Source organism: Pseudomonas sp. HP_08 (genome assembly GCF_055284095.1).
On record NZ_JBTOQC010000013.1, the window covers coordinates 78,537 to 100,040 of the forward strand.

Annotated in this window: 19 protein-coding genes; 11 read left to right on the forward strand and 8 right to left on the reverse strand. The window is 62.6% G+C overall.

Features of this window, described 5'->3' with window-relative positions; translation table 11 throughout:
* The first annotated feature begins 142 nt into the window (after window positions 1-142).
* The 4 genes from ACYAS9_RS14500 (at window position 143) to ACYAS9_RS14515 (ending at window position 3,145) form a co-directional block, all read left to right on the forward strand.
* Window positions 143-565, forward strand: coding sequence for an Lrp/AsnC family transcriptional regulator (locus ACYAS9_RS14500; protein ID WP_463568997.1), 423 nt, complete (start codon window positions 143-145; stop codon window positions 563-565).
* 269 nt (window positions 566-834) lie between these two features.
* Window positions 835-1,557 (forward strand): ABC transporter substrate-binding protein, encoded by a 723-nt coding sequence (locus ACYAS9_RS14505; protein WP_463568998.1) that lies wholly within the window; start codon window positions 835-837, stop codon window positions 1,555-1,557.
* A gap of 50 nt (window positions 1,558-1,607) precedes the next feature.
* Window positions 1,608-2,396 carry an amino acid ABC transporter permease gene (locus tag ACYAS9_RS14510; RefSeq protein ID WP_463568999.1) on the forward strand — a complete coding sequence of 263 codons (789 nt, stop codon included), beginning with the start codon at window positions 1,608-1,610 and terminating at the stop codon, window positions 2,394-2,396.
* Entirely contained in the window at window positions 2,393-3,145 is a 753-nt protein-coding gene (locus tag ACYAS9_RS14515) for an amino acid ABC transporter ATP-binding protein (protein WP_463569000.1), read from the forward strand. The genes ACYAS9_RS14510 and ACYAS9_RS14515 overlap by 4 nt, the downstream gene beginning before the upstream one ends.
* A 19-nt stretch (window positions 3,146-3,164) precedes the next feature.
* Here ACYAS9_RS14515 and ACYAS9_RS14520 read toward each other — a convergent pair whose 3' ends face one another.
* Window positions 3,165-4,136 carry a LysR family transcriptional regulator gene (locus ACYAS9_RS14520; protein WP_463569001.1) on the reverse strand — a complete coding sequence of 324 codons (972 nt, stop codon included), beginning with the start codon at window positions 4,134-4,136 and terminating at the stop codon, window positions 3,165-3,167.
* A gap of 150 nt (window positions 4,137-4,286) precedes the next feature.
* Between ACYAS9_RS14520 and ACYAS9_RS14525 the strand changes: the two genes are divergently transcribed.
* The 7 genes from ACYAS9_RS14525 (at window position 4,287) to ACYAS9_RS14555 (ending at window position 11,258) form a co-directional block, all read left to right on the forward strand.
* Window positions 4,287-5,582: an MFS transporter gene (locus ACYAS9_RS14525; protein WP_463569002.1), complete on the forward strand. Its 1,296-nt coding sequence runs from the start codon at window positions 4,287-4,289 to the stop codon at window positions 5,580-5,582.
* Between the two features lie 12 nt (window positions 5,583-5,594).
* Complete coding sequence (locus ACYAS9_RS14530; RefSeq protein ID WP_463569003.1) at window positions 5,595-6,350, forward strand: class II aldolase/adducin family protein; 756 nt, start codon at window positions 5,595-5,597, stop codon at window positions 6,348-6,350.
* On the forward strand, window positions 6,347-7,276 hold the full coding sequence (locus ACYAS9_RS14535; protein WP_463569004.1) for a 2-hydroxyacid dehydrogenase: 930 nt from the start codon (window positions 6,347-6,349) through the stop codon (window positions 7,274-7,276). Before ACYAS9_RS14530 ends, ACYAS9_RS14535 begins: the two co-directional genes overlap by 4 nt.
* 237 nt (window positions 7,277-7,513) lie before the next feature.
* On the forward strand, window positions 7,514-8,737 hold the full coding sequence (locus tag ACYAS9_RS14540) for a Zn-dependent hydrolase (protein WP_463569034.1): 1,224 nt from the start codon (window positions 7,514-7,516) through the stop codon (window positions 8,735-8,737).
* A gap of 171 nt (window positions 8,738-8,908) precedes the next feature.
* Entirely contained in the window at window positions 8,909-10,237 is a 1,329-nt protein-coding gene (locus ACYAS9_RS14545) for an MFS transporter (protein WP_463569005.1), read from the forward strand.
* A 17-nt stretch (window positions 10,238-10,254) separates the two neighbouring features.
* Window positions 10,255-10,647: a RidA family protein gene (locus ACYAS9_RS14550; RefSeq protein ID WP_463569006.1), complete on the forward strand. Its 393-nt coding sequence runs from the start codon at window positions 10,255-10,257 to the stop codon at window positions 10,645-10,647.
* Window positions 10,644-11,258, forward strand: a complete 615-nt coding sequence (locus ACYAS9_RS14555; RefSeq protein ID WP_463569007.1) for an RraA family protein — start codon at window positions 10,644-10,646, stop codon at window positions 11,256-11,258. The genes ACYAS9_RS14550 and ACYAS9_RS14555 overlap by 4 nt, the downstream gene beginning before the upstream one ends.
* Window positions 11,259-11,268: 10 nt before the next feature.
* On the opposite strand, the gene ACYAS9_RS14560 is transcribed toward ACYAS9_RS14555, so the two are convergent.
* The 7 genes from ACYAS9_RS14560 to benA all read right to left on the reverse strand — a co-directional run bounded on the left by ACYAS9_RS14560 (window position 11,269) and on the right by benA (window position 21,456).
* Entirely contained in the window at window positions 11,269-15,390 is a 4,122-nt protein-coding gene (locus ACYAS9_RS14560) for a molybdopterin-dependent oxidoreductase (protein ID WP_463569008.1), read from the reverse strand.
* A 269-nt stretch (window positions 15,391-15,659) separates the two neighbouring features.
* Window positions 15,660-16,577 carry a methyl-accepting chemotaxis protein gene (locus ACYAS9_RS14565; RefSeq protein ID WP_463569009.1) on the reverse strand — a complete coding sequence of 306 codons (918 nt, stop codon included), beginning with the start codon at window positions 16,575-16,577 and terminating at the stop codon, window positions 15,660-15,662.
* Window positions 16,578-16,666: 89 nt separating this feature from the next.
* Complete coding sequence (catA, locus tag ACYAS9_RS14570) at window positions 16,667-17,593, reverse strand: catechol 1,2-dioxygenase (protein ID WP_463569010.1); 927 nt, start codon at window positions 17,591-17,593, stop codon at window positions 16,667-16,669.
* A 203-nt stretch (window positions 17,594-17,796) separates the two neighbouring features.
* Window positions 17,797-18,558, reverse strand: coding sequence for a 1,6-dihydroxycyclohexa-2,4-diene-1-carboxylate dehydrogenase (locus ACYAS9_RS14575; RefSeq protein ID WP_463569011.1), 762 nt, complete (start codon window positions 18,556-18,558; stop codon window positions 17,797-17,799).
* Between the two features lie 16 nt (window positions 18,559-18,574).
* Window positions 18,575-19,603 carry a benzoate 1,2-dioxygenase electron transfer component BenC gene (gene benC, locus ACYAS9_RS14580; protein WP_463569012.1) on the reverse strand — a complete coding sequence of 343 codons (1,029 nt, stop codon included), beginning with the start codon at window positions 19,601-19,603 and terminating at the stop codon, window positions 18,575-18,577.
* A 9-nt stretch (window positions 19,604-19,612) separates the two neighbouring features.
* Window positions 19,613-20,101, reverse strand: a complete 489-nt coding sequence (benB, locus tag ACYAS9_RS14585; RefSeq protein ID WP_463569013.1) for a benzoate 1,2-dioxygenase small subunit — start codon at window positions 20,099-20,101, stop codon at window positions 19,613-19,615.
* Complete coding sequence (gene benA, locus ACYAS9_RS14590) at window positions 20,098-21,456, reverse strand: benzoate 1,2-dioxygenase large subunit (protein ID WP_463569014.1); 1,359 nt, start codon at window positions 21,454-21,456, stop codon at window positions 20,098-20,100. The genes benB and benA overlap by 4 nt, the downstream gene beginning before the upstream one ends.
* Window positions 21,457-21,504 lie beyond the last annotated feature (48 nt).

Genomic DNA, 21,504 nt, shown 5'->3' on the forward strand with positions numbered 1-21,504 from the left:
ACAGAAAACTGCCGTGCGTCGTCATCAGGCAGAAAGTGTGAGCGCGCGGGCGGCCAGAATGAAGTGAGCATCCTGACAATTTAATCCTTATCCTGATCATATTGATCAGTCTTATTGGCACTTTGAACAACCAGGTACTTTTATGGACGACATTGACCGCGCCCTTGTCTCGCTGCTACGCGATAACGCGCGCCTGCCGGTGGTCACGCTGGCGAAGAAACTGCGGGTGGCCCGCGCTACCGTCCAGAACCGCATGGCGCGCCTTGAAGAGGACGGCATCATTGCCGGTTACACCGTGCGCCTGCGGCCCGATTCCCAGGACCACGGCATTCGCGCAATCACCAGCATCGGCATCAGCGGCCACCACGCCGCCGAGGTCAAGCGGGCGTTGCGCGGGCACCCGCAGGTGGTGGCCATTCACACCACCAACGGCCGCTGGGACCTGATGGCCGAATTACGCGCCGACACCCTGGAAGCCTTCGACAAGGCCCTGCACTCCATTCGTTCGATCCAGAACATCACCAATACCGAGACCAGTATTTTGCTGTCGACCTACAAAATGTAAGCCCCCATGAGCAAAGTGCCAGAAAAACCGGCCGATTTGCGCACTCTGCCATGTTCTGGTTGGCACAGGGTGATGGCAAACTTTAACGACCCGCTCAAACCGCATTAATAAGAACAGTACAACTGCATCGCTTACCCACTGCCAGATTGCGTGAAACAAGTGCCCGGCACGCCGAACACGTGTTTCACGTCACCGTCATAACGACTAATAAAAGGAAGAAGGCATTGACTCTCAAACTGACTGCGTGCTCGTTAATTGCAGGCGCACTTATGCTGTCCGCTATTGCCCAGGCACGCCCTTATGAAGAAGTTCGCCACAGCGGAAAGATCCTGATTGCCACCGGCGGCGAGTTCCCGCCTTTCAACTATTTCGAGGGGCGTAAACTGTCAGGCTTTGAAATCGAGATCGGTGACGCGGTCGTCAAGCGCATGGGCCTTGAAGTGGAATGGAAGACCCTCGGTTTCGACTCCCTGCTCGCCGGCTTGCAGCAGGACCGATGGGACATGGTGCTGTCCTCGCACGGCATGACCGAGGAGCGTGCCAAGGCGGTGACCTTCCTGGCGCCGCACTATTGCTCCGGTGGCTCGATCGTCTCGCGTGACCCGGCCATTCGCAGCATCGCCGACCTGAATGGCAAGCTGATTGCCATTCAGACCGGGTCAACCTACGCCGACAACGTGCGCAACCTGACCCAGCCCAGGGAAATCAAGAACTACCCGCAGGACCGCGATGCGCGCACCGCGCTGGCCACCGGCCGCGCCGAGGCCTGGGTCACCGACAAGTTCGTCGCGCTGGCCGCGATCAAGGCGGCGCCCAACGCCAGGCTGCAACTGGGCGACCTGTTGTTTGTCGAGAAAATCGCCGGTGCCGTGAGCAAAGACAACACCGGTCTTGCCGAGGCCTACAACAAGGCACTGGCCGAGATCATGAGCGACGGCACCTATGAAGCCATTTCCAGACGCTACTTCGGTGAAGACGTGCGCTGCCGCTGAACGAGCGGCCATCACACGGTCCTTTTTGTCTGAACAAGAGCGATAACACCATGACTTTCCTCTTCTCGAGCTGGCCAAAATCCTGGTCACGCCAACAGCGGAGCACCCTGGCCATTGCATCGGGGGTGACGCTCCTGATGCTCGCCATGTGGCTGATCGCGATTCCGCTTTCGTATGTACCGGAGCCCATCGCCTCGAATGCGGCCATGTTTGCCGACGGCACCCGCACCACCCTCAAGATGACCCTGGTGGCCGCGGTATTCGGCATCCTGCTGGGGCTGATGGCGGCCCTGGGAAAACTGTCCGGCTTTGCGCCGGCGCGCTACCTGGCCGGGTTCTATATCTGGATCATTCGCGGCACCCCGCTGCTGGTGCAGATCCTGTTCGTGTTCCTGGCGTTGCCGGTGCTGCTGCCCTGGCTGGTGCTGGATGACTTCACCTCGGCCTGCGTGGCGCTGGCCTTCAATGCCGGCGCCTACAACGCCGAATCGATCCGCGCCGGCCTACTCGCGGTGCCACGCGGGCAGACCGAGGCCTCGCGCTCGCTCGGCCTTTCGCGCGGCTACACCTTCTTCGACGTGGTGTTCCCGCAGGCCTTCAAGATTTCCCTGCCGCCACTGGTGAACAACTTCATTGCCTTGCTCAAGGACTCGTCGCTGGCCTACGCCATCGGTGTGGTGGAGCTGACCAACGTCGGCAACCGCTTGCAGGCGGCGACCTTCGAACCGCTGCCGGCATTGATGACGACAGCCCTGATCTATCTGCTGCTCACCACACTGCTCACGCAGATTTCCAGTGCCGTGGAAAAACGTATGGATGTCGAGGGTCGCCAATCATGACTGCCACCAGCAATGTGTTGATCGAAGTGCGCAACCTGCACAAGTATTTCGGCACCCACCATGTTTTGCAGAACGTCTGCACCGAGTTCCGCGCCGGTGAAGTGACGGTGATTGTCGGTGCGTCGGGTTCCGGCAAAAGTACCCTGCTGCGCACGCTCAATCGCCTGGAACGCCATGACAAGGGGCAGATCATCATCGATGGCACCGAAGTCGACGACAACAACAAGCGCCTTGATCGACTGCGCCAGGATGTCGGCATGGTGTTCCAGCAATTCAACCTGTTCAGCCACCTCAGCGTACTCGACAACATCACCCTCGCCCCCCGGCGCATGCGCGGCATGCGCCGCCCGGAAGCCAACGAGCGGGCCATGGAATTGCTGCGCCGGGTCGGCCTGCAGGATCACGCGCACAAGCACCCGTACTCACTGTCTGGCGGGCAGCAACAGCGGGTGGCCATTGCCCGCGCCCTGGCCATGCAGCCGCGGGTGATGCTGTTCGATGAGCCGACCTCGGCGCTGGACCCGGAGATGGTCAAGGAAGTGCTGGATGTCATGCGCGAGCTGGCGTCGTCGGGCATGACCATGATCGTGGTCACCCACGAAATGGGCTTTGCCCGGGAGGTGGCCGACCGGGTGATGTTCTTCGATCAGGGCCGGATCGCCTTCGACGCCTCGCCCGAGGCGTTTTTCCAGCGCGACCATGAGAACCCGCGCATCAACTCGTTCCTGAGTCGCGTGCTCAATCAGTGACCGCCTCGATGCCGGCGCTTTACGGCGCCGGCATCGGCTCCAGCGCGCGCTGGAACGACTCGAGAAAAATACGCTCGGCGCGGTTCATGCGCTGCTCGCGGTTCCACATCAGGAACACATCGACATCGACCACACCGTCCGCCGGCGGCAAGCGCCAGATCAGGCCGTTGTGCAGGTCGATATCCACCAGGTGCTCGGGCAGACAACCGATGCCGTAGCCGGCAATGATCAGCCGGCGAATCTCTTCAAAGCTCGATGACGACGCCACGATCTTGCCGGTGAAGCCCTGCTGGTCCCTGAACACGGTCAGCGGCGAAAGGTTGCCGCCAATCTGGTCGCTGGTAAAGCTGACGAAATTCTCCCCCTGCAACGCCTCGAGCGGCAAACGCCGCTGACCAAACAATCGGTGGCGCTTGCCACAGAAGAACGCATAGCGCTGGCGCAACAGGCGCCGCTGCTCCAGGCGGGCCTGCGGAAAACGGCACAAGCCCAGGCCGACGGTCGCGGTCTTCTGGTTGAGCGAGCTCTGGATATCGGAGCTGCGCATGACCTCGATTTCCAGTTCGACACGTGGATGATCACGGTGAAACTGCACCAGAAAATCATCGTACAGCGCCGATTGCACCTGGCTGATGGTCAGCATGCGCACCTTGCCGACGATGTCGTCCTCGGGATTTTTCACCGTGGCCGCCAGCCGCGAGACATTGCCGTAGATCTCCTCGGCGATGCGCAACACTTCTTCGCCTGCCGGCGACATATCGAAACGCGGCCCCCGGCGCAGGATCAGCGTGCATTCCAGTTGTTCCTCCAGGCGCTTGAGCGACTGGCTGACGGCCGACTGGGTGATGAACAAGCGCGCGGCCGCCCGGCTGATGCTTTTTTCCTGGCCAATCGCCAGAAAGGTTCGCAGCAGGTTCCAGTCCAGCCGGTCATTGAGAAAGCGTCTGCCCTGCCAGTCTTGCCCCGTGGGCGGTAGGTCTTGATCACTCATGCGGCACCATTAGTAGCAGGCCTAATAATTAGAATAAGTATTAGCAAATTGATTAAACATCGAGGTTAAGGGATAAAGCCTGCAAGCGCCACAGAGCGCACCGTGACAGCTTTAGAACCCTGCCAGAAAGACAAAAGCCAAGGGCCTTGTATGCGTACTACATCGACACAACCACGCCGTGCGGCCGCCGCTGCCTTCGTCGGTACCACCATCGAATTCTATGATTTCTATATCTACGCCACGGCCGCGGCGCTGATTCTTGGCCAGGTGTTTTTTCCCAGTGACAACCCGGCGCTGAGCACCCTCGCCGCCTTCGGCACCTTTGCCGTCGGCTTTATCGCCCGGCCGTTGGCAGGCATGGTCTTCGGCCATCTGGGCGATCGCCTGGGCCGCAAGAAAATGCTGCTGTTCACCATGGTGTTGATGGGCCTGGCCACCACCGGCATCGGCTTGCTGCCCGGTTATGCCAGTGTCGGCATCTGGGCGCCGATCGGCCTGGTGATCCTGCGCATCGTGCAGGGCATTTCGGTAGGCGGCGAATGGGGCGGAGCGGTGCTGATGGCCAGCGAACATGCGCCGGCAAAGCGCAAGACCTTCTATGCCTCGTTTGCGCAACTGGGCAGCCCGGCCGGCCTGCTGCTGGCGCTGATCGCCTTTCGCCTGGTCACTTCGCTGGAACCTGAGCAGTTTGCCGAATGGGGCTGGCGCCTGCCGTTTCTGGCCAGCGGCGTGTTGATGCTGATCGGCCTGGCGATTCGCTTCGGCGTCGAAGAGTCGCCCGAGTTCAAGCAGGTCAGCGAATCGGGCACGACGTCCCGCTATCCGGTGCTTGAGGTGGTGAAAACCTGCTGGCGGCAGATTTTCTTTGCGGCGTGTGCGGTGACCATCGGTTCGGCCGGGTTCTTTTTCACCAACACCTTCATGATCACTTACGTGACCCAGTACCAGGGCATCTCGCGGGCGACGATTCTGGACTGCCTGTTTGTGGTCACCCTCATTCAATTCATCTCGCAGCCCTTGAGTGCCCTGCTGGCCGAGCGCATCGGCGAGGGCCGCTTCCTGATGCTGGCGGCCTTGCTGTCGATGGCCATGCCCTACCCCATGTTCCTGCTGGTCGGCACCCAGAACCTGGTGCTCATGACGCTGGGTATCGCCATGGCGGTGGTCACCCTGTCCGGCCTTTATGCGGTGATTGCCGGCTACATGGCCCAGGCGTTCCCGACGCATTTGCGCTACAGCGGCATCTCTCTGGCCTACCAGTTGATCTGCGCCATCGCCGGCGGCACCACACCGATCATCGGCACGCTGCTGGCCTCCCGATTCGCCGGCCAGTGGTTGCCACTGGCCCTGTTCTTCAGCGTGCTGGCGGGCCTGTCACTGTTTGGCGTGTGCGGCCTTGCCCGTCTGCGCCAGGACACCCTGGCCCAGCCCCGCGCGGCCTTTTAAACAGGAGTTTTTATGTTGAAGCCCGAAATTCTCAACCCGCTGCAATGGCAGGCACGCTGTGAACTGGCGGCCCTGTACCGGTTGATCGCCTACTTTCGCATGACCGACCTGATCGACACGCACATCACCTTGCGCGTACCGGGTGATGAGCATCACTTTCTGATCAACCGCTACGGCGTGGCCTTCGATCGCATGAAAGCCAGCGACCTGGTGCTCATCGATGAACACGGCCGGCTGGTCGAGGGCGATCCGGCGCGCAGCCGGGTCAACGCCGCAGGCTTTGTGATTCATTCGGCCATTCACATGGCCCGCCCTGACCTGACCTGCGTGATCCACACCCACACCGCCGCCGGCATGGCCGTCGCCGCGCAAGAGCAAGGCCTGTTGCCGATCAGCCAGCATGCGCTGAAGTTCTACGGCAAGCTGGCCTACCACACCTATGAAGGCATCGCCCTGTCACTGGATGAGCGCGAGCGTCTGGTCGCCGACCTTGGCCCGCACAAGGCCATGATCCTGCGTAACCACGGCCTGCTGGCGGCCGGCAATGGCGTGGCCCAGGCCTTTCACGAGATCCACTTTCTCGAACGTGCCTGCCAGGCCCAGATCCAGGCGCTGGCCGGTGGCGGCACACTGGTTTACCCAAGCCCTGAGGTGTGCAGCCTGACCGCGCAGCAGTTCGACCGCGATGAGGCCGAAGAAATCATCCAGTTGAGCTGGGAGGCGGCCCTCACCCTGATCGAAGACCAGCGCGAGTCGTACTGCTCATGACCACTCTCGTTCTGCTCAGTCGCGACACGCTGTTGCTGGGCCAATTGCAGGCTGCCTTCGCCGAACACGCGCCTGCGCTGCACGTGGTGCTGGCCGATGACCCGGCCGCCGTCGAAGCCGAAGTCGCTGCCTGCTGGTATCCGCCGGCCGGCAGCCTGGCACGCTTGCCGCGCCTGCGCCTGGTGCATTCGGTGGCCGCCGGTGTCGATCATCTCGGCACTGACAGCAGTGGCCCGAACGTGCCGACGTGCCGTGTGGTCGACCCCGATCACCGGCGCGGCATGACCGAATACATTCGCTGGTGCGTGCTGCATTACCACCGCGACTTTGACCGGGTCACCGCGCAACAGCGGCGTAACCTGTGGCAGCGGCACCCGCAACGCCCGGCCGCGGCGTTCAGGGTCGGGGTCATGGGCCTGGGCTCACTGGGCGCGGCCATCGCCGAAGACCTGGCCGGTGCCGGCTACGACGTTCGCGGCTGGGCCCGTGGCGCGCGGACGCTGCACGGCGTGGCCTGTCATCACGGCGAGGCCGGTTTCGAGGGGTTTCTCGATGGCCTGGACCTGCTGGTCAACCTGTTGCCCCTGACCGATGCCACACGCGGCATCCTCAACCGCCGCACCTTCGCGCACCTGGCGCCAGGGGCGGCCATCGTCAATGGCGGGCGTGGCGCTCACCTGCTGATCGATGACCTGCACAGCGCGCTCGCCGAAGGCCGGTTGCGCGGCGCGGTGCTGGATGTCTTCGAGCACGAGCCGCTGCCGGCCGATCACCCGCTGTGGCAAATGCCCGGCGTGGTGATTACCCCGCACATGGCCTCGGCCGCCTCGCATGCCTGCATCGCCCGCCAGGTCGCAGAAAACACCCGTCGCCTGCTCGCAGGCCTTGAACTGAACAACCGGGTTGACCCGACCCTGGGTTACTGACCCCCGTGTGTAGGAGCGCGCTTGCCCGCGACCGAGTGCGCTAGCGCTCGCAAGATCTGCGAAACGCTGAAAGTTTACGACTGTGAGATCTGCGAAACGCTGAAAGTTTACGGCTGTGAGATCTGCGAAACGCTGGAAATTTACGACTGCTAACGCAGCCGGTCGCGGGCAAGCGCGCTCCTACAGGGGCGTGGCTGTTACTGATTGGCACTGATATGTAGGAGGTATTGCATGAACCTGTTGAACTGCAACGGCGAACGCCTGTGGAGCAGCCTGATGGACATGGCTCAGGTTGGCGCCACCGCCAAGGGCGGCAATTGCCGGCTGGCGTTGTCGGCCGAAGACAAGGCTGGCCGCGAGCTGTTCATGGGCTGGTGCCGCGAGGCCGGCATGAGCCTGGCATTCGATGCCATCGGCAACCTGTTCGCCCGTCTTCCGGGGCTTGATGACAGCCTGCCGCCGGTGGTGATGGGCAGCCATCTGGACACCCAGCCCAAGGGCGGTCGCTTCGATGGCATCTATGGCGTGTTGTGCGGCCTGGAAGTGGTGCGCAGCCTCAACGAGCAAGGCCTCAAGAGCCCGCGCCCGATCGAGATTGCCGTGTGGACCAACGAAGAAGGCGCACGCTTTACCCCGGCCATGTTCGGCTCGGCCGTGTTCACCGGATCGCTGGAGTTGCAGACGGCGCTGGATGCACGGGATGCAGGCGGCATCAGCGTCGCCCAGGCCCTGGACAGCACCGGTCATGTCGGTGAGCAGGCCTTCAAGCGGCCTTTCGATGCCTATTTCGAGGCGCACATCGAACAAGGTCCGATTCTGGAAGACAACGGCCTGCCGGTCGGTGTCGTGACCGGTGGCCAGGCCATCTGCTGGCTGGACGTGCAGGTCAAGGGCATGAGTGCGCACGCCGGCACCACGCCGATGGCACTGCGCAAGGATGCCCTGTTCGGCGTCGCTGAAATGGCCGCGCAACTCGAAGCCATGGCTGGCGGCTTCAGCCCCAAGGGACTGGTGACCATCGGCCAGCTGGACATTGCCAAGTCGTCACGCAACACCATTGCCGGCAACGTGACGTTCACCGTTGACCTGCGCCACCCTGACGACTCGCAGATCGCGCTCATGGAGCAGCAGGTGCATGAGCATTTCCAGCGTGTGGCCGAGCGTCGTGGCCTGCACCTTTCAATCACCCGCCACTGGCTGAGCCCGGCCACACCGTTCGATCCCGAATGCGTGGCGGCGGTGCGCCGTGCGGTCGAGGCGCTGGGCTATGCGCATCAGGACATCGTCAGCGGTGCCGGCCACGACGCGATCCTGCTGGCCCGCCATTGCCCCACCACCATGATTTTCATTCCGTGCGTCGGCGGCCTGAGCCACAACGAAGCCGAAGACGTGTTGCCGGACGACGCGCGCATGGGCTGCGACGTGCTGCTCAACGCCGTCGCCGAGCGGCTGATGCGCTAAGGCTTCCCATGCGCTGAGGCTCCTCATGCGCTGAGGCTGCGCCAACAAAGGCACGTTAAGTGCCGGTTCTAACAATGACTGATTGAAGTGCCCGCACGCGGGCGCTTGCACCTCCCTGCTGCCCACAAAAACACCATCCGTTGAGCACCGCTCATTTTGGAGACATAAGGCATGAACAGTACTGCGTGCATACAAGACCCGGCTTCGGTCAACCAGGCCCCGGTCAACATGAAAAAAGTCGCCGTCGCCAGCGTCATCGGCACCACCGTGGAATGGTATGACCTGTTCGTCTTCGCCACGGCGTCGGCACTGGTCTTCAACAAGATCTTCTTTCCGGCCTTCGATGCGCTGGTCGGCACCTTGCTGGCGTTCGGCACGTTCGCGTCGGCCTACGGTGCGCGCATTGTCGGTGCGGCGCTGTTCGGTCACTTCGGCGACAAGCTGGGACGCAAGTCGATGCTGTTGATTTCGCTGCTGGTCATGGGCGCCGCCACCTTTGCCATCGGCCTGTTGCCGGACTATGCCGCCATCGGCATCTGGGCACCGATCCTGCTGCTGACCCTGCGCATCATTCAGGGCCTGGCGCTGGGCGGTGAATGGGGCGGCGCGGTGTTGATGGCGGTCGAGCATGCACCGGCGCATCAACGTGGGCTGTATGGCTCGTGGGTGCAGATCGGCGTTCCGGCCGGGACCCTGATCGCCAACCTGGCCTTTCTGGCGATTGCCGCCTGGCTGCCGCCCGAAGATCTGCTGGCCTGGGGCTGGCGCATTCCGTTTCTGGCCAGCGCCTTGCTGATCGCGGTGGGCCTGTACATTCGCCTGAACATTCACGAAACACCGGTGTTCAACCAGGAGAAGAAAACCGCCGCACCGGCGAAGCTGCCGCTGGCCGAGATGTTTCGCAAGTACTGGAAGCAGGTGCTGCTGGGCGGCATCGCCACCATGTCCACCGGCGCCTCGTTCAACATCATCGTCGCCTTCGGCCTGACCTATGGCACCCAGACCCTGGGCTTCAGCCGCCCGACCATGCTCAGTGTGGTGCTGGCCTCATGCGCCTTGTGCATCGTCCTGCTGCCGGTGTTCGGCGCGCTGTCCGACCGCTACGGGCGCAAGCCGGTGATCATCGCCGGCATCGTCGCCGAAGCGCTGGTGGCGTTCCCGATGTTCTGGCTGATGGACACCCGCGAACTGCCGCTGGTGTTTCTCGGCTACATGCTGCTGATGACCGCCTTTGCCGCCAACTACGGCCCTATCGCCACCTTCCTCGCCGAACTGTTCGGCACCGGGGTGCGTTATTCCGGGCTGTCGGTGTCGTACATGCTCTCCGGCCTGCTGGGCAGCGCCGCCACGCCGATCGTGACCACAGCCTTGCTGGCCTGGACCGGCAAGGGCTCATCGGTGGCCTGGTACATGATCGGCTCGGCCGCGATCTCGCTGATTGCCCTGCTGTTGCTGACCGAAACGTTCAAGCGCGATCTGACCCGTGCCAACAAGCCGTGACCCAAGGAGCAACCCCCATGAAACGCATCAATGCAGCGACCGGCAGCATCGGCCCGGTGGGCCCTTACTCGCAGGCCGTGATCAGCGGCCATCTGGTGTTCACCGCCGGACAGATTCCGGCCAGCGGCGATTTCGCCTCGCAGCCTGAAAGCTTCGAAGACCAGGTGCGCCAGACCTTGCGCAACCTGGAGGCGATCCTGCTCGCGGCGGGCTCCGATTTCGATCATGTGATCAAGGTCAACGGCTACCTCACCGATCCTGCGCAACTGGAGCCGTTCAACCGCGTCTACAGCGAAGTGCTGGGCCACGCGCCACCGGCCAGGACCACGGTCTGCGTAGCGTTGTGGGGCGTGGCACTGGAGATCGACTGCGTCGCCGAACTGATCAGCGCACAGGGCACTCAAGCATGACCGACCTCAACCTGCTGCAAAAACTGCAGCGCGTCAGCTTCGCCACATTGGGGCACTTCATGGAGCACGGCTTTGTCAGCCCGGTGATTGCCGCGCAGTTGCAGGGCGTCAAGGTCATCGGCAGGGCCAGAACCCTGCGGGTCGGCAACGCCGATGCCCTCGCCGTCAATCAGGCACTGGCCAGCCTGCAAGCCGGCGAGGTGCTGGTCATCGACATGCAGGGTGACCACCGGCACGCCTGCGTCGGCACCGTCACCGCCTGCGCGGCGACCGCCCAGGGCGCACAGGCCATCGTCGTCGATGGCGTGATCACCGACCTGGCGGAACTGCGTCAGGCCGGCCTGCCGGTGTTTGCCCGTGGCACCAGCCTGCTGACCACCAAGCTGCGCAGCGACCCGGGCAGCGCCCACAACGTCGCGGTGCATTGCGCTGGCGTGACGGTGCTGCCGGGCGACTGGGTGCTGGGCGATGACAACGGCGTATTGATCGCCTCGACCTCAGCGCTCGAGGCGGTCATCGACAGCGCACTGGCCAGCGATGCCGCCGAGCCGTCGTTGCTGGCGCGGATCAGGCATGGCGAACCGCTCGAGCAGGTGCTGCGCTTGTCGTGAGCGCTGCCGCTCAATACACATCGCGCAAATAACGCTTCTGCTCACTCATCGAACGCCAGTAGTCCGTGGCTTTTTCCGCGCTGAGCCCGCCGTGGCTCTGCGCGACCTGGCGCAGGGCCTGATCGACATCCTTGGCCATGCGGCTGGCATCGCCGCAGATGTACAGCTGCGCGCCTTCCTGCAACCAACGCCATAGCTCGGCACCTTGTTCGGCGATGCGGTCCTGCACATAGATTTTTTCGTGCTGGTCGCGGGAAAACGCCAGGCTCAGCTGGGTCAGCAGACCATCCTTGTGCAGGCCTTCCAGCTCGTCGCGATAATAGAAGTCGCTCGCGGCATGCTGCTCGCCAAAGAACAACCAGTTCTTGCCGGTATCACCACGGGCCCGACGCTCTTGCAGAAAGGCCCGGAACGGTGCCACGCCGGTGCCGGGGCCAATCATGATCATCGGCAGATCGCTCTTGGCCGGGGCGCGGAAATGCTTCGACGGTTGCAGGAACACCGGGACATTCAGCTGTTCGGCACGGTCAGCCAGAAAGGTCGAGCAAACACCCTTGCGCTTGCCATAACGCACCGCCGCCACGGTGAGGTGCACCTCCTGCGGGTGGGCCTTGGCGCTGGACGAAATCGAATACAACCGCGGTTGCAGGCGCTTGAGCGCACCCAAAAGCTCAGTGGCCGAACAGTCGACCGGGAACTCGTGCAGCACATCGGCCAGTTGCCGGCCCCATAGCCAGTCTTTCAGTTCAGCCTTGCGCTCATCACCGAGCAGCGCTTTCAAGGCCGGATTGCTGCTGCGCTGGGCAATGAATGCCAAGGCCTCGTTGCTTGGGCGGGCAATTTCGTAGTGCTCGGTCAGGGCCTGACGCAGCGGTACATCACCGACCTTGTCGACGCTGATGCACGCATCGGCATTGAGGTGCGTCAGTGCAAGCAGTTCGTCGACCAGCTCCGGGCAGTTGCGCGGCCAGACGCCCAGCGCATCACCGGCTTCGTAATGCAACCCGGAACCGGCCAGGTCCAGGGAAAACATGCGCGTGTCTTTATGGGCACTCTGGCTATTGAGGCGCAGGTTGGTCAGCAAGCGGGCATTGAACGGCGCGGTTTTGCTGATCGCCACCGTCGGTTTTTCGGCAACCACGGCAGGCGCGGCAACCGGCTGTAGCTGACCAGGCTTCAAGGCGTCTTGCAGCGCATTGAGCCAGCGCTCGGCCGGCGCCTCGAATTCGGTGTCGCAGTCCACCCGCTCCAGCAGCCGTGTGGCGCCCAGTTCCTGAAAGCGCAGGTCGAGCTTCTTGCCGTGCTGGCAGAACTGATCGTAATTGGGATCGCCCAAGGCCAGAACGGCAAAGCGCAACGACTCCAGGCGCGTATCAATGCGGCTCAAACCGCTCCAGAAACCTTCACCATTGTCCGGCGGATCGCCGTCGCCGAAGGTGCTGCTGATCAAGGCCAGGTTGCTCGCACTGGTCAGCTTGCCGGGTGCAAAGTCCGCCATTGCGCTCAGTTCCACCGCCATGCCCGCCTCACGCAGGCGCGTGGCAAAGCGTTCGGCCAGCGCTTCGGCGTTGCCGGTTTGCGACGCCCAGAGCAGGGTCAAAGCCGGTTTATGCTCGGCCACCGGCGCGGCTGGCAATTGCGCGTCGTGGCTCAGTTGCGCCGTAGCGGTGCCGGTGCGGCTGAACAAGCCACCCAGTACGCCGTCCAGCCACAAGCGTGTTGCGGTGGCCATTGGCGCATTGGGCGGCAGCGTCGGCACACCCGCAATCTCACGCCCGGCACTGGATTTGAGGCCGCTGAGAAATCCGGCCAGGTAGAGGCGTTCGCCATCGTTCAACGCTGGCGCAGGCACGCTACTGATACCGGCGATTTCGGCAAATGCCTCGATGCTGGGCATGGCAAGTTCCTCTGAAGATGGGGCAGAAAGGGGCGACTGAACGGTTGCGGGTGCCGGGACATCGAGAAACTGATGGTCGATCAGTTCGACCCGTTGCAGCGCGACGGCGCAGAACTTGAATTCGGGCTGCTGCGAAATCGGATCGATCGCGTCGTTGGTCACCGCGTTGATCGCCAGGTTTTCACCGAACACATCGTTCCAGTGAAACGGCGCAAAGCAGTTGCCCTGGCGCACCCGGTCCGTCACCACCGCCGGCAATACCGCGCGACCGCGCAGCGAGCGGACCTCGACATGATCCTTGTCCTTGATGCCGAAACTGGCGGCGTCTTCCGGGTGGATCTCGACAAACGGGCCAGGGTTGAGTTTGTTCAGCGTGGCGATCTTGCCGGTCTTGGTCATCGTGTGCCACTGATGCTGCAAACGGCCGGTGTTGAGTACGAACGGAAAGTCCTTGTCGGGCATTTCCGCCGGCTGCATGTGCGGCCGCGCCAGGAAGATGCCTTTGCCGCGCTCGGTGGCAAACACAATTGGCGGCTGGCTTCCGTCGGCCTCGACCTTGAGCTTCTGGCTGATGCCGTTGTTCAGGTAACGGATCGGGCTTCGATCAGGCGCATCAATGCTCGCGCAGGGCCATTGCAACGGTTGCTCGCGCAGGCGCGCATAGCTTGCACCGCGAATGTCATAACCGGTCTTGGGGTTCCAGGCGCGCTTGATCTCTTCAAAAACCTCCTCTGCCGAGGCATAGGTGAACGCCTCGGCAAAGCCCATTTCACAGGCTACCCGGGCGATGATCTGCCAGTCGGGCAGTGTTTCACCGGGCGGCTCGACGGCCTTTTGCATCAGGGTAAGGTTGCGCTCGGAGTTGATCATCACCCCTTCGGCTTCGGCCCACAGCGCGCCGGGCAACAGGATGTCGGCGTAGCGGTTGGTCTCGGTGTCGAGAAACGCATCCTGGGTGATGACCAGTTGCGCCTTCTGCAAGCCTTCGATGACCTTCTGGCGGTTGGGCACGGTCGCCACCGGGTTGGTGCAGATCACCCAGCAGGCCTTGATATCGCCAGCGCCCATTTGCTCGAACATCGCTACCGTGCCGCCACCGGTTTTCTGCGTCAGGCTGCCCGGCTCGATGCCCCACAAGTCTTCGATGAACATCCGGTCGGCCTCGACCAGTACCGAGCGCTGCCCCGGCAGGCCTGGGCCCATGTAGCCCATTTCCCGACCGCCCATGGCGTTGGGCTGGCCGGTCAGGGAAAACGGCCCGCTGCCCGGACGGCAGATCGCACCGGTGGCCAGGTGCAGGTTGCACAACGCATTGGTGTTCCAGGTGCCGTGGGTGCTCTGGTTAAGGCCCATGGTCCAGCAACTCATCCACTCGCCCGCCTGGCCAATCCATCCGGCGGCCTGGCGAATATCGGCCTCGGGAATGCCGGTGATTTCAGCGACCTTGTCTGGCGGATAGTCTTCAAGAAACTCGGGCATGACCTCCCAGCCCTCGGTAAACGCGGCGATGAAGGCCGGATCGGTGTGGCCGTTTTTCACCAGCAGGTGCAGCAGGCCATTGAGCAGCGCCAGGTCCATGCCCGGTTTGATTTGCAGGAACAACCCCGCCTTGTCGGCGGTGGCGCTGCGCCGGGGATCGACCACGATCAGCTTCGCGCCGGCCTTGACCCGGTCCATCATGCGCAGGAACAGAATCGGATGACAGTCGGCCATGTTGGCGCCGATCACGAAGAACAGGTCGGACGTGTCAAAGTCCTGATAAGACCCCGGCGGTCCGTCGGAGCCCAATGAAAGCTTGTAACCACTGCCGGCACTGGCCATGCACAACCGCGAGTTGGACTCGATGTTGTTGGTGCGCACAAAGCCTTTGGCAAGCTTGTTGATCAGGTACTGGGACTCCAGCGACATTTGCCCGGACACATAAAACGACAGGGCATCAGGCCCATCGGCATCAAGGATTTCACGCAGGCGCCGGGCGGTTTCGCTGATTGCTGTATCAACGCCGGTGCGCACCGGATCGCGGTTGCGCTCCTGGCGCAAATAGGCATATTCCATGCGCCCGGACTTGGCGAGGGCCTGGCCACTGGTATTGCCCTTGGTGCACAGGCGACCGAAGTTGGTCGGGTGGGTCTTGTCGCCCGCGACCTTGACCACCACGTTGTCTTCGACCTGCATGACGATGCCGCACCCCACACCACAATAGGGACAGACGCTGCGTACGGTGTTGCTGGCCATGGTCACCCCCACCCAAAAAATAACGTGTGCGTTTCTGGAAGGCCAGAAACGCAAAAGCGCCCTGTCACCCGTCTGCCGAAACAGGGGGAAACACGGCGCCTTTGTCGTAAGTGTGCAGTCAGCGTTGACTGCTTTGCCAAGGTGACAAGCAAGTCACGGGCCAAATGGGGATGGCGCGCGCGGGGGATGGGATTTACGGCGCTTGAACAACTTTAGCGCACCGCTATATGCACTTTTATATAGCGAACGATCAAAGCGCTCGCACCAGATCAGCGCGCAGCGCCGACAGGCATCTCGACCAGTAACCCTTCAACCTGCGTGGTCAACAGCCGCTGCCCCGCCAGCCGGCCCATGACCCGCTCGACGATCTCCATCCGCGCGACCGCCGCGTCGCGCAGGCTTTGCATCGATTGCAGGGCCTCATCGGACTGCGCCAGGCCGCTGCGTGCCGAGGCGCCCAACTGATCGATGCCGCCGCGGGCTTCATCGGCGGTGCGTTCCAGGCTCTGGGCGATCTGGTGAATCTGCGCGCTGGAGTCGGTCACGCGCCGCGACAGGTTGCGCACTTCATCGGCGACCACGGCAAAGCCGCGGCCATGGTCACCGGCGCGGGCCGCCTCGATGGCGGCATTCAACGCCAGCAGGTTGGTTTGCCGGGCGATGTCCTGAATGCTGCCGACCAGCGCACTGATTTGCACGGACTGGCCGCCCAGTTCATCGAAGGAATGCGCCAGCTGGCCCATGGACTGGTCCAGCTCACCGAGGATTTTCGCCGAAGCCTGAATGCTCTGCGCGCTGGCGTTGACCTTGCCGCCGGCCTCGCGCGCCATTTGGTTGGCCAAGCGCATGTCCTGTTCAGTGGCATGAATCGCCTGGGCCAGCTCGCCCAGGCTGCTGTGCAGACGCGGGTCGAGCGCGGCCGGCTCGGGCACATTAACGGCTTCGATCAGGGTGGTGCGCGGCGCAATCAGCGGTTCGACCGGCACCTCGACGCGCACCTCGATCGTCTGCACCTTGTCGAAGTGATACAGCCAGCCTGCGGCAATCAGCGCCAGCACGCTGAGGCTCAGGCAAAGAGTGAGATGCCCGGGGTACAGGCCGGCGAGCACACAGGCCAGCACGGCAAGGGTTTGTACAACGGCGGCAAGGCGCAAGCGGGTATTGGCGGCGTGCATGATTGTTCTCATTGTTGTTATTGGAATGGGTCAGCAAACGCAAAAAACCGGACCGGCCAATGAAGGCGGGCCCGGAGGGGACGCATGAATCGACGGCGTGATCAGGCGTCCTGCAAGGCCCGTGGCCGGGAACTGCGCTGCTCGGCGTCAAACTCGACGGCTTTCTGCAACTGGAAGTCGAACGTCATCTCGGCGTAGCGGCCTTCGATGCCGCGTGCGCCGTCTTCACGGAACAGCACTTCGCCGACCAGGCCGTCGCGGGTGGCGTAGGCGAAGTCGTCCCACAGGTATTTCTCGCCCGACAGGTTGATCTGCGTGGTCAGGTGCCGGTGGCCCGGCGCCGAGATGAAAAAGTGTACGTGGGCCGGGCGCTGGCCGTGGCGGCCGAGCAAGTCCAGGCATTCCTGGGTCGGGCCTTGCGGGTCGCAGCCGTAGCCGGAAGGCACGATGGAGCGGGCACGGTAGCGGCCCTGTTCATCGGTGAGAATGCGCCGGCGCAGATTGTATTCCGACTGGCTCGGGTCGAAGAACGAGTACGTGCCCTTGGTGTTGGCCTGCCACAGATCGACGGTCGCGCCGGCCAATGGCTTGCCGTCCGGGTCGAGCACCTGGCCTTGCAGAAACATCACCGTGGCCACGCCGTCCTCGGAACCGTCGTCCAGGCGCGCTTCACCCTGGCTGATCGGGGCGCCGGCCACATACAGCGGGCCTTCGATGGTGCGCGGAGTGCCGCCGGTGAGGCCGGCCTGCTCGTCCTTGGCGTCCTGCAACAGGTCGAGAAAATGCTCGATGCCCAACCCTGCAACCAGCAGGCCGGCCTCGCTGCGTCCGCCCAGGCGGTTGAAATAGTCGACGGTTTTCCAGAATTCGTCTTCGCTGACGTCCAGGTCTTCGATGACGTTCGCCAGGTCCTGCAGCACGCGCAGGACGATGCTTTTGACGCGCGGACTACCGTCGTCGTTGCCGAAACCGGCCGCTTCTTCAAAGAATTTTTGCAGTTCTGGCGTATGGGAAATCTTCACGGTCATGCTGTTCACCTGTCTTGTTCTTGTTGAGCGTGCTTTTTGAAGCATTAAGGGTGCCTCTAAAAACGTAGGCGAGGCAGCCAGCGCAATACCGATGGCGGCCCCACAAAAACAGGCGAGGAAGCGGAGTTGACTGGTTGTCAATGAGCATTCTGAGCCTGTTTTTAACGCAGCGATGGCAACGCAGGTAGTTTTTAGAGGTGCCCTTAACCCAAGTCGCCACCGCCGACCGGCAAGGTCACGCCGGTGATGTACGAGGCGTCATCCGAGGCCAGGAACAGGATCGGGCCGACCTGTTCGTCGATCGTGCCGTAGCGCTTCATCTGGCTGCTGTCGAGGGTCTGGTCGATGATCTGCTGATACCAGACTTTCTCGTCTGCGCTCTGCTCGGCGCTGTTGCGCGGAATGCGCCGTGGCGGCGCTTCGGTGCCGCCGGGCGCGGTGGCATTGACGCGAATGCCGCGCTCGGCATTTTCAAATGCCAGGCACGCGGTCAGCGCATTGACGCCGCCCTTGGCCGCGCCGTACGGCACGCGGTTGATGCTGCGCGTCGCGATGGACGAGACGTTGACGATGGCGCCCTTGCCCTGGGCGAGCATGTGCGGCAAGGCCGCATGGCAGCACCACAGGGTCGGGAACAGCGAACGGCGCACCTCGGCCTCGATCTCGTGTTCGGCGTAATGCTCGAAAGGCTTGGCCCAGATCGTGCCGCCGACGTTATTGATCAGCACATCCAGACGCCCGAAGCGCTCCACGGCAGCGGCCATGACCCGGCTGCAATCGCTGTATTGCTCCAGGTCTGCGGTCAGGACCAGCACGTGCTCGGAAACCAGTTCAAAGACCAGCTCGGAGCGATCGACGGCCACGACTTGCGCGCCTTCCTGCACCAGCCGCTCGGCCAGCGTACGGCCGATGCCTTGCGCGGCACCGGTGACCACGACGACCTTGCCGATAAATCTCTTGCTCATGACAACCTCGTTAGTGTCAGGCCGCGCTGGCGGCGAATTTCTCGTAGTAGAAATTGCTCGGCGTCAGGCCCTGGTCGCGAATGTAGGTGCTGACCGCTTCGACCATTGGCGGCGGGCCGCACAGGTAGATGTCGACCTCGCCTTCGTTGAGGTGCCCGGCCTCGATGTGCTGGGTCACATAGCCCTTGTGCGGATGGCCGCTGTCGGGGCTGGCCACGCAGGCGCGCCAGGTAAAGTTCGGAATCCGTGCAGCAAAGGCTTCGAGTTTTTCCAGCTCGACCAGGTCGAAATCGTGGGTGACGCCGTAGATCAGGTGCACCGGATAGGCGCTGCCCTGCCCCTGCTCCACAAGGCCGGCGATTCTCTCCAGCATCGCGGTAAACGGCGCCAGCCCGGTGCCGCCAGCGAGCAACAGCAAGGGCCGCTTGATCTCGCGCAGGTAGAAGCTGCCCAGCGGCCCGGTCAGGCGCATGGCGTCGCCGGCCTTGGCAGTGCCGGTCAAAAAGCTGCTCATCAAACCGCCCGGCACGTTACGCACCAGAAAGCTGACCTCGCCGCCCTTTTGCAGCGAGCTGAAGGAATAGGCGCGGGTCTGCTCGCTGCCCGGCACTTGCAGGTTGACGTACTGGCCCGGCAAAAACGCCAGGCTGGCCAGCGCATCGCCCTTGATCGACAGCGCGATGGTGCTTTCAGACAGTTGGCGCACATCGCTGATCGCGGCGTCGAAGCTGGCTTGCTGGGTCTTGCACACCTGCGAGGACGCCGGAATGCGGATCACGCAGTCACTGGCGGCGCGCATCTGGCAGGTCAGTACATAGCCTTGTTCGGCTTCTTCCTCGGTCAGGGCGTCTTCGATGTATTCATCGCCCAGATCGTACTGGCCGGCCTCGGCGAAACATTTGCAGGTGCCGCAGGCGCCGTCGCGGCAGTCGAGCGGGATATTGATGCCCTGGCGGTAAGCGGCGTCAGCGACGGTTTCGCTGGCAGTGGCGTCGATGAAACGGGTCACCCCGTCCTCGAAATTCAGCGCGATATGAAAGCTCATGGTGCACCTTCAGATGTGGTAGACGTCGATGACCTGACGCACATAATCGTTTTTCAGCACGACCTTCTTGGCCTTGATCAGCGGTTGTTCGCCACGCATGTCGAGGGTGTAGAAACTGGTGCCGAAGTAGCTGTCGACGGTCTTGTAGCGAAAGCTCAGGGTGTGCCAGTTGAAGCGCACCTTTGCCACGCCATCGCCCTCTTCGATCACCTCGATGTTGCTGAGGTTGTGCGAGGTGCGGGTGTCGGGAATCGTCGCGCTGGAGCGCTCGGTCTTGATCCGGAACACGCGGTCTTCCAGGCCGCCACGGTTGCCGTACCAGATCAGCGAAATTTCACTTTGCGGGTCTTCGGTCAGGGTGTCGTTGTCGTCCCAGGCCGGCATCCAGAAGGTGGCGTCGCTGGCGTACAGCTCCAGCCATTGATCCCACTGCGCGTCATCCAGGTAGCGCGCTTCGCGAAACAGAAAGTCGCGGACGATCTCGTAAGTGCAGCTCATTGCACGGCCTCCACAGGAATCAACGACTGCTCGGCTTCTACCGCCTTGATCATGGTCTGCTGCCAGTACTTGTGTTGCAGCACGAACAAGCCTTCGTCTTCGGTGCGCACACCGGACAGCAGCGGCTTGAGTTCGATTTCCTGCGCGGCGGCATCCGCGCCTTCGATCCAGTGCGCCGCACCACGCGACATGTCATTCCAGCCGGTGCCGCCGCCGTAGCCGGTCTGGCACGAGCGGAATTCTTCCAGGTCATCCGGCGTGGCCATGCCGCTGACGTTGAAGAAGTCTTCGTACTGACGAATGCGCTTGGCGCGTGCGTCGGCACTTTCACCTTTGGGCGCGATGCAGTAGATGGTGATTTCGGTCTTGTTCACCGAGATCGGCCGCGCGATGCGAATCTGCGAGCTGAACTGGTCCATCAGATAAACGTTGGGGTACAGGCACAGGTTGCGCGAGTTCTGGATCATCCAGTCGGCGCGGGCCTGGCCAAAATCACGGGCGAGTTCGTCACGGCGCTCGTAGGCCGGACGGTCTTCGGGGTTGGCCCAGCGGGTCCACAGCAACAAGTGACCCTTGTCGAACGAGTAGAAACCGCCGCCGGTCTTGCCCCAGCTGCCGGCGCTCATGGTCTTGATCTCTTCACCAGCCTCGCGCAGTTTGCGCTGGTTCTGGGTCGCGGCGTAGTTCCAGTGCACGGCACTGACGTGGTAGCCGTCGGCGCCGTTCTCGGCGGTCAGCTTCCAGTTGCCTTCGTAGATGTACGAGCTGGAACCGCGCAGCACTTCCAGGCCTTCGGGCGACTGGTCGACGATCATGTCGATGATCTTTGCCGACTCGCCGAGGTGCTCGACCAGCGGCAATACGTCAGCGTTCAGGCTGCCAAACAGGAAACCGCGATAGGACTCGAACCGCGCGACTTTGGTCAGGTCATGCGAGCCTTCGCAGTTGAAACTCGACGGGTAGCCGGCTTCGCTCGGGTCTTTGACCTTGAGCATCTTGCCGCTGTTGTTGAAGGTCCAGCCATGGAATGGGCAGGTGTAGGATGACTTGTTGCCAGTCTTGTGCCGGCACAGCATCGCGCCGCGGTGGCTGCAGGCGTTGAGAAAGGCGTTGAGAACCCCGTCTTTATTGCGCGCGATAAAGATCGGCTGACGGCCGATTTGCGTGGTCAGGAAATCGTTCTTGTTGGGGATCTGGCTTTCGTGCGCCAGATAGATCCAGTTGCCTTCGAAGATGTGCTTCATCTCCAGGTCGAACAGGCGCGGGTCGGTGAACATTTCACGCTTGCAGCGGTAGACGCCCTGCGCTTCATCTTCCTCAAGCAGACTGTTCAGGTACTCAATTCCCAAGGACATGGCCAGGGTCTCCGTTGTTATTGTTCAGGCGAGACCATGGTAGGGGTC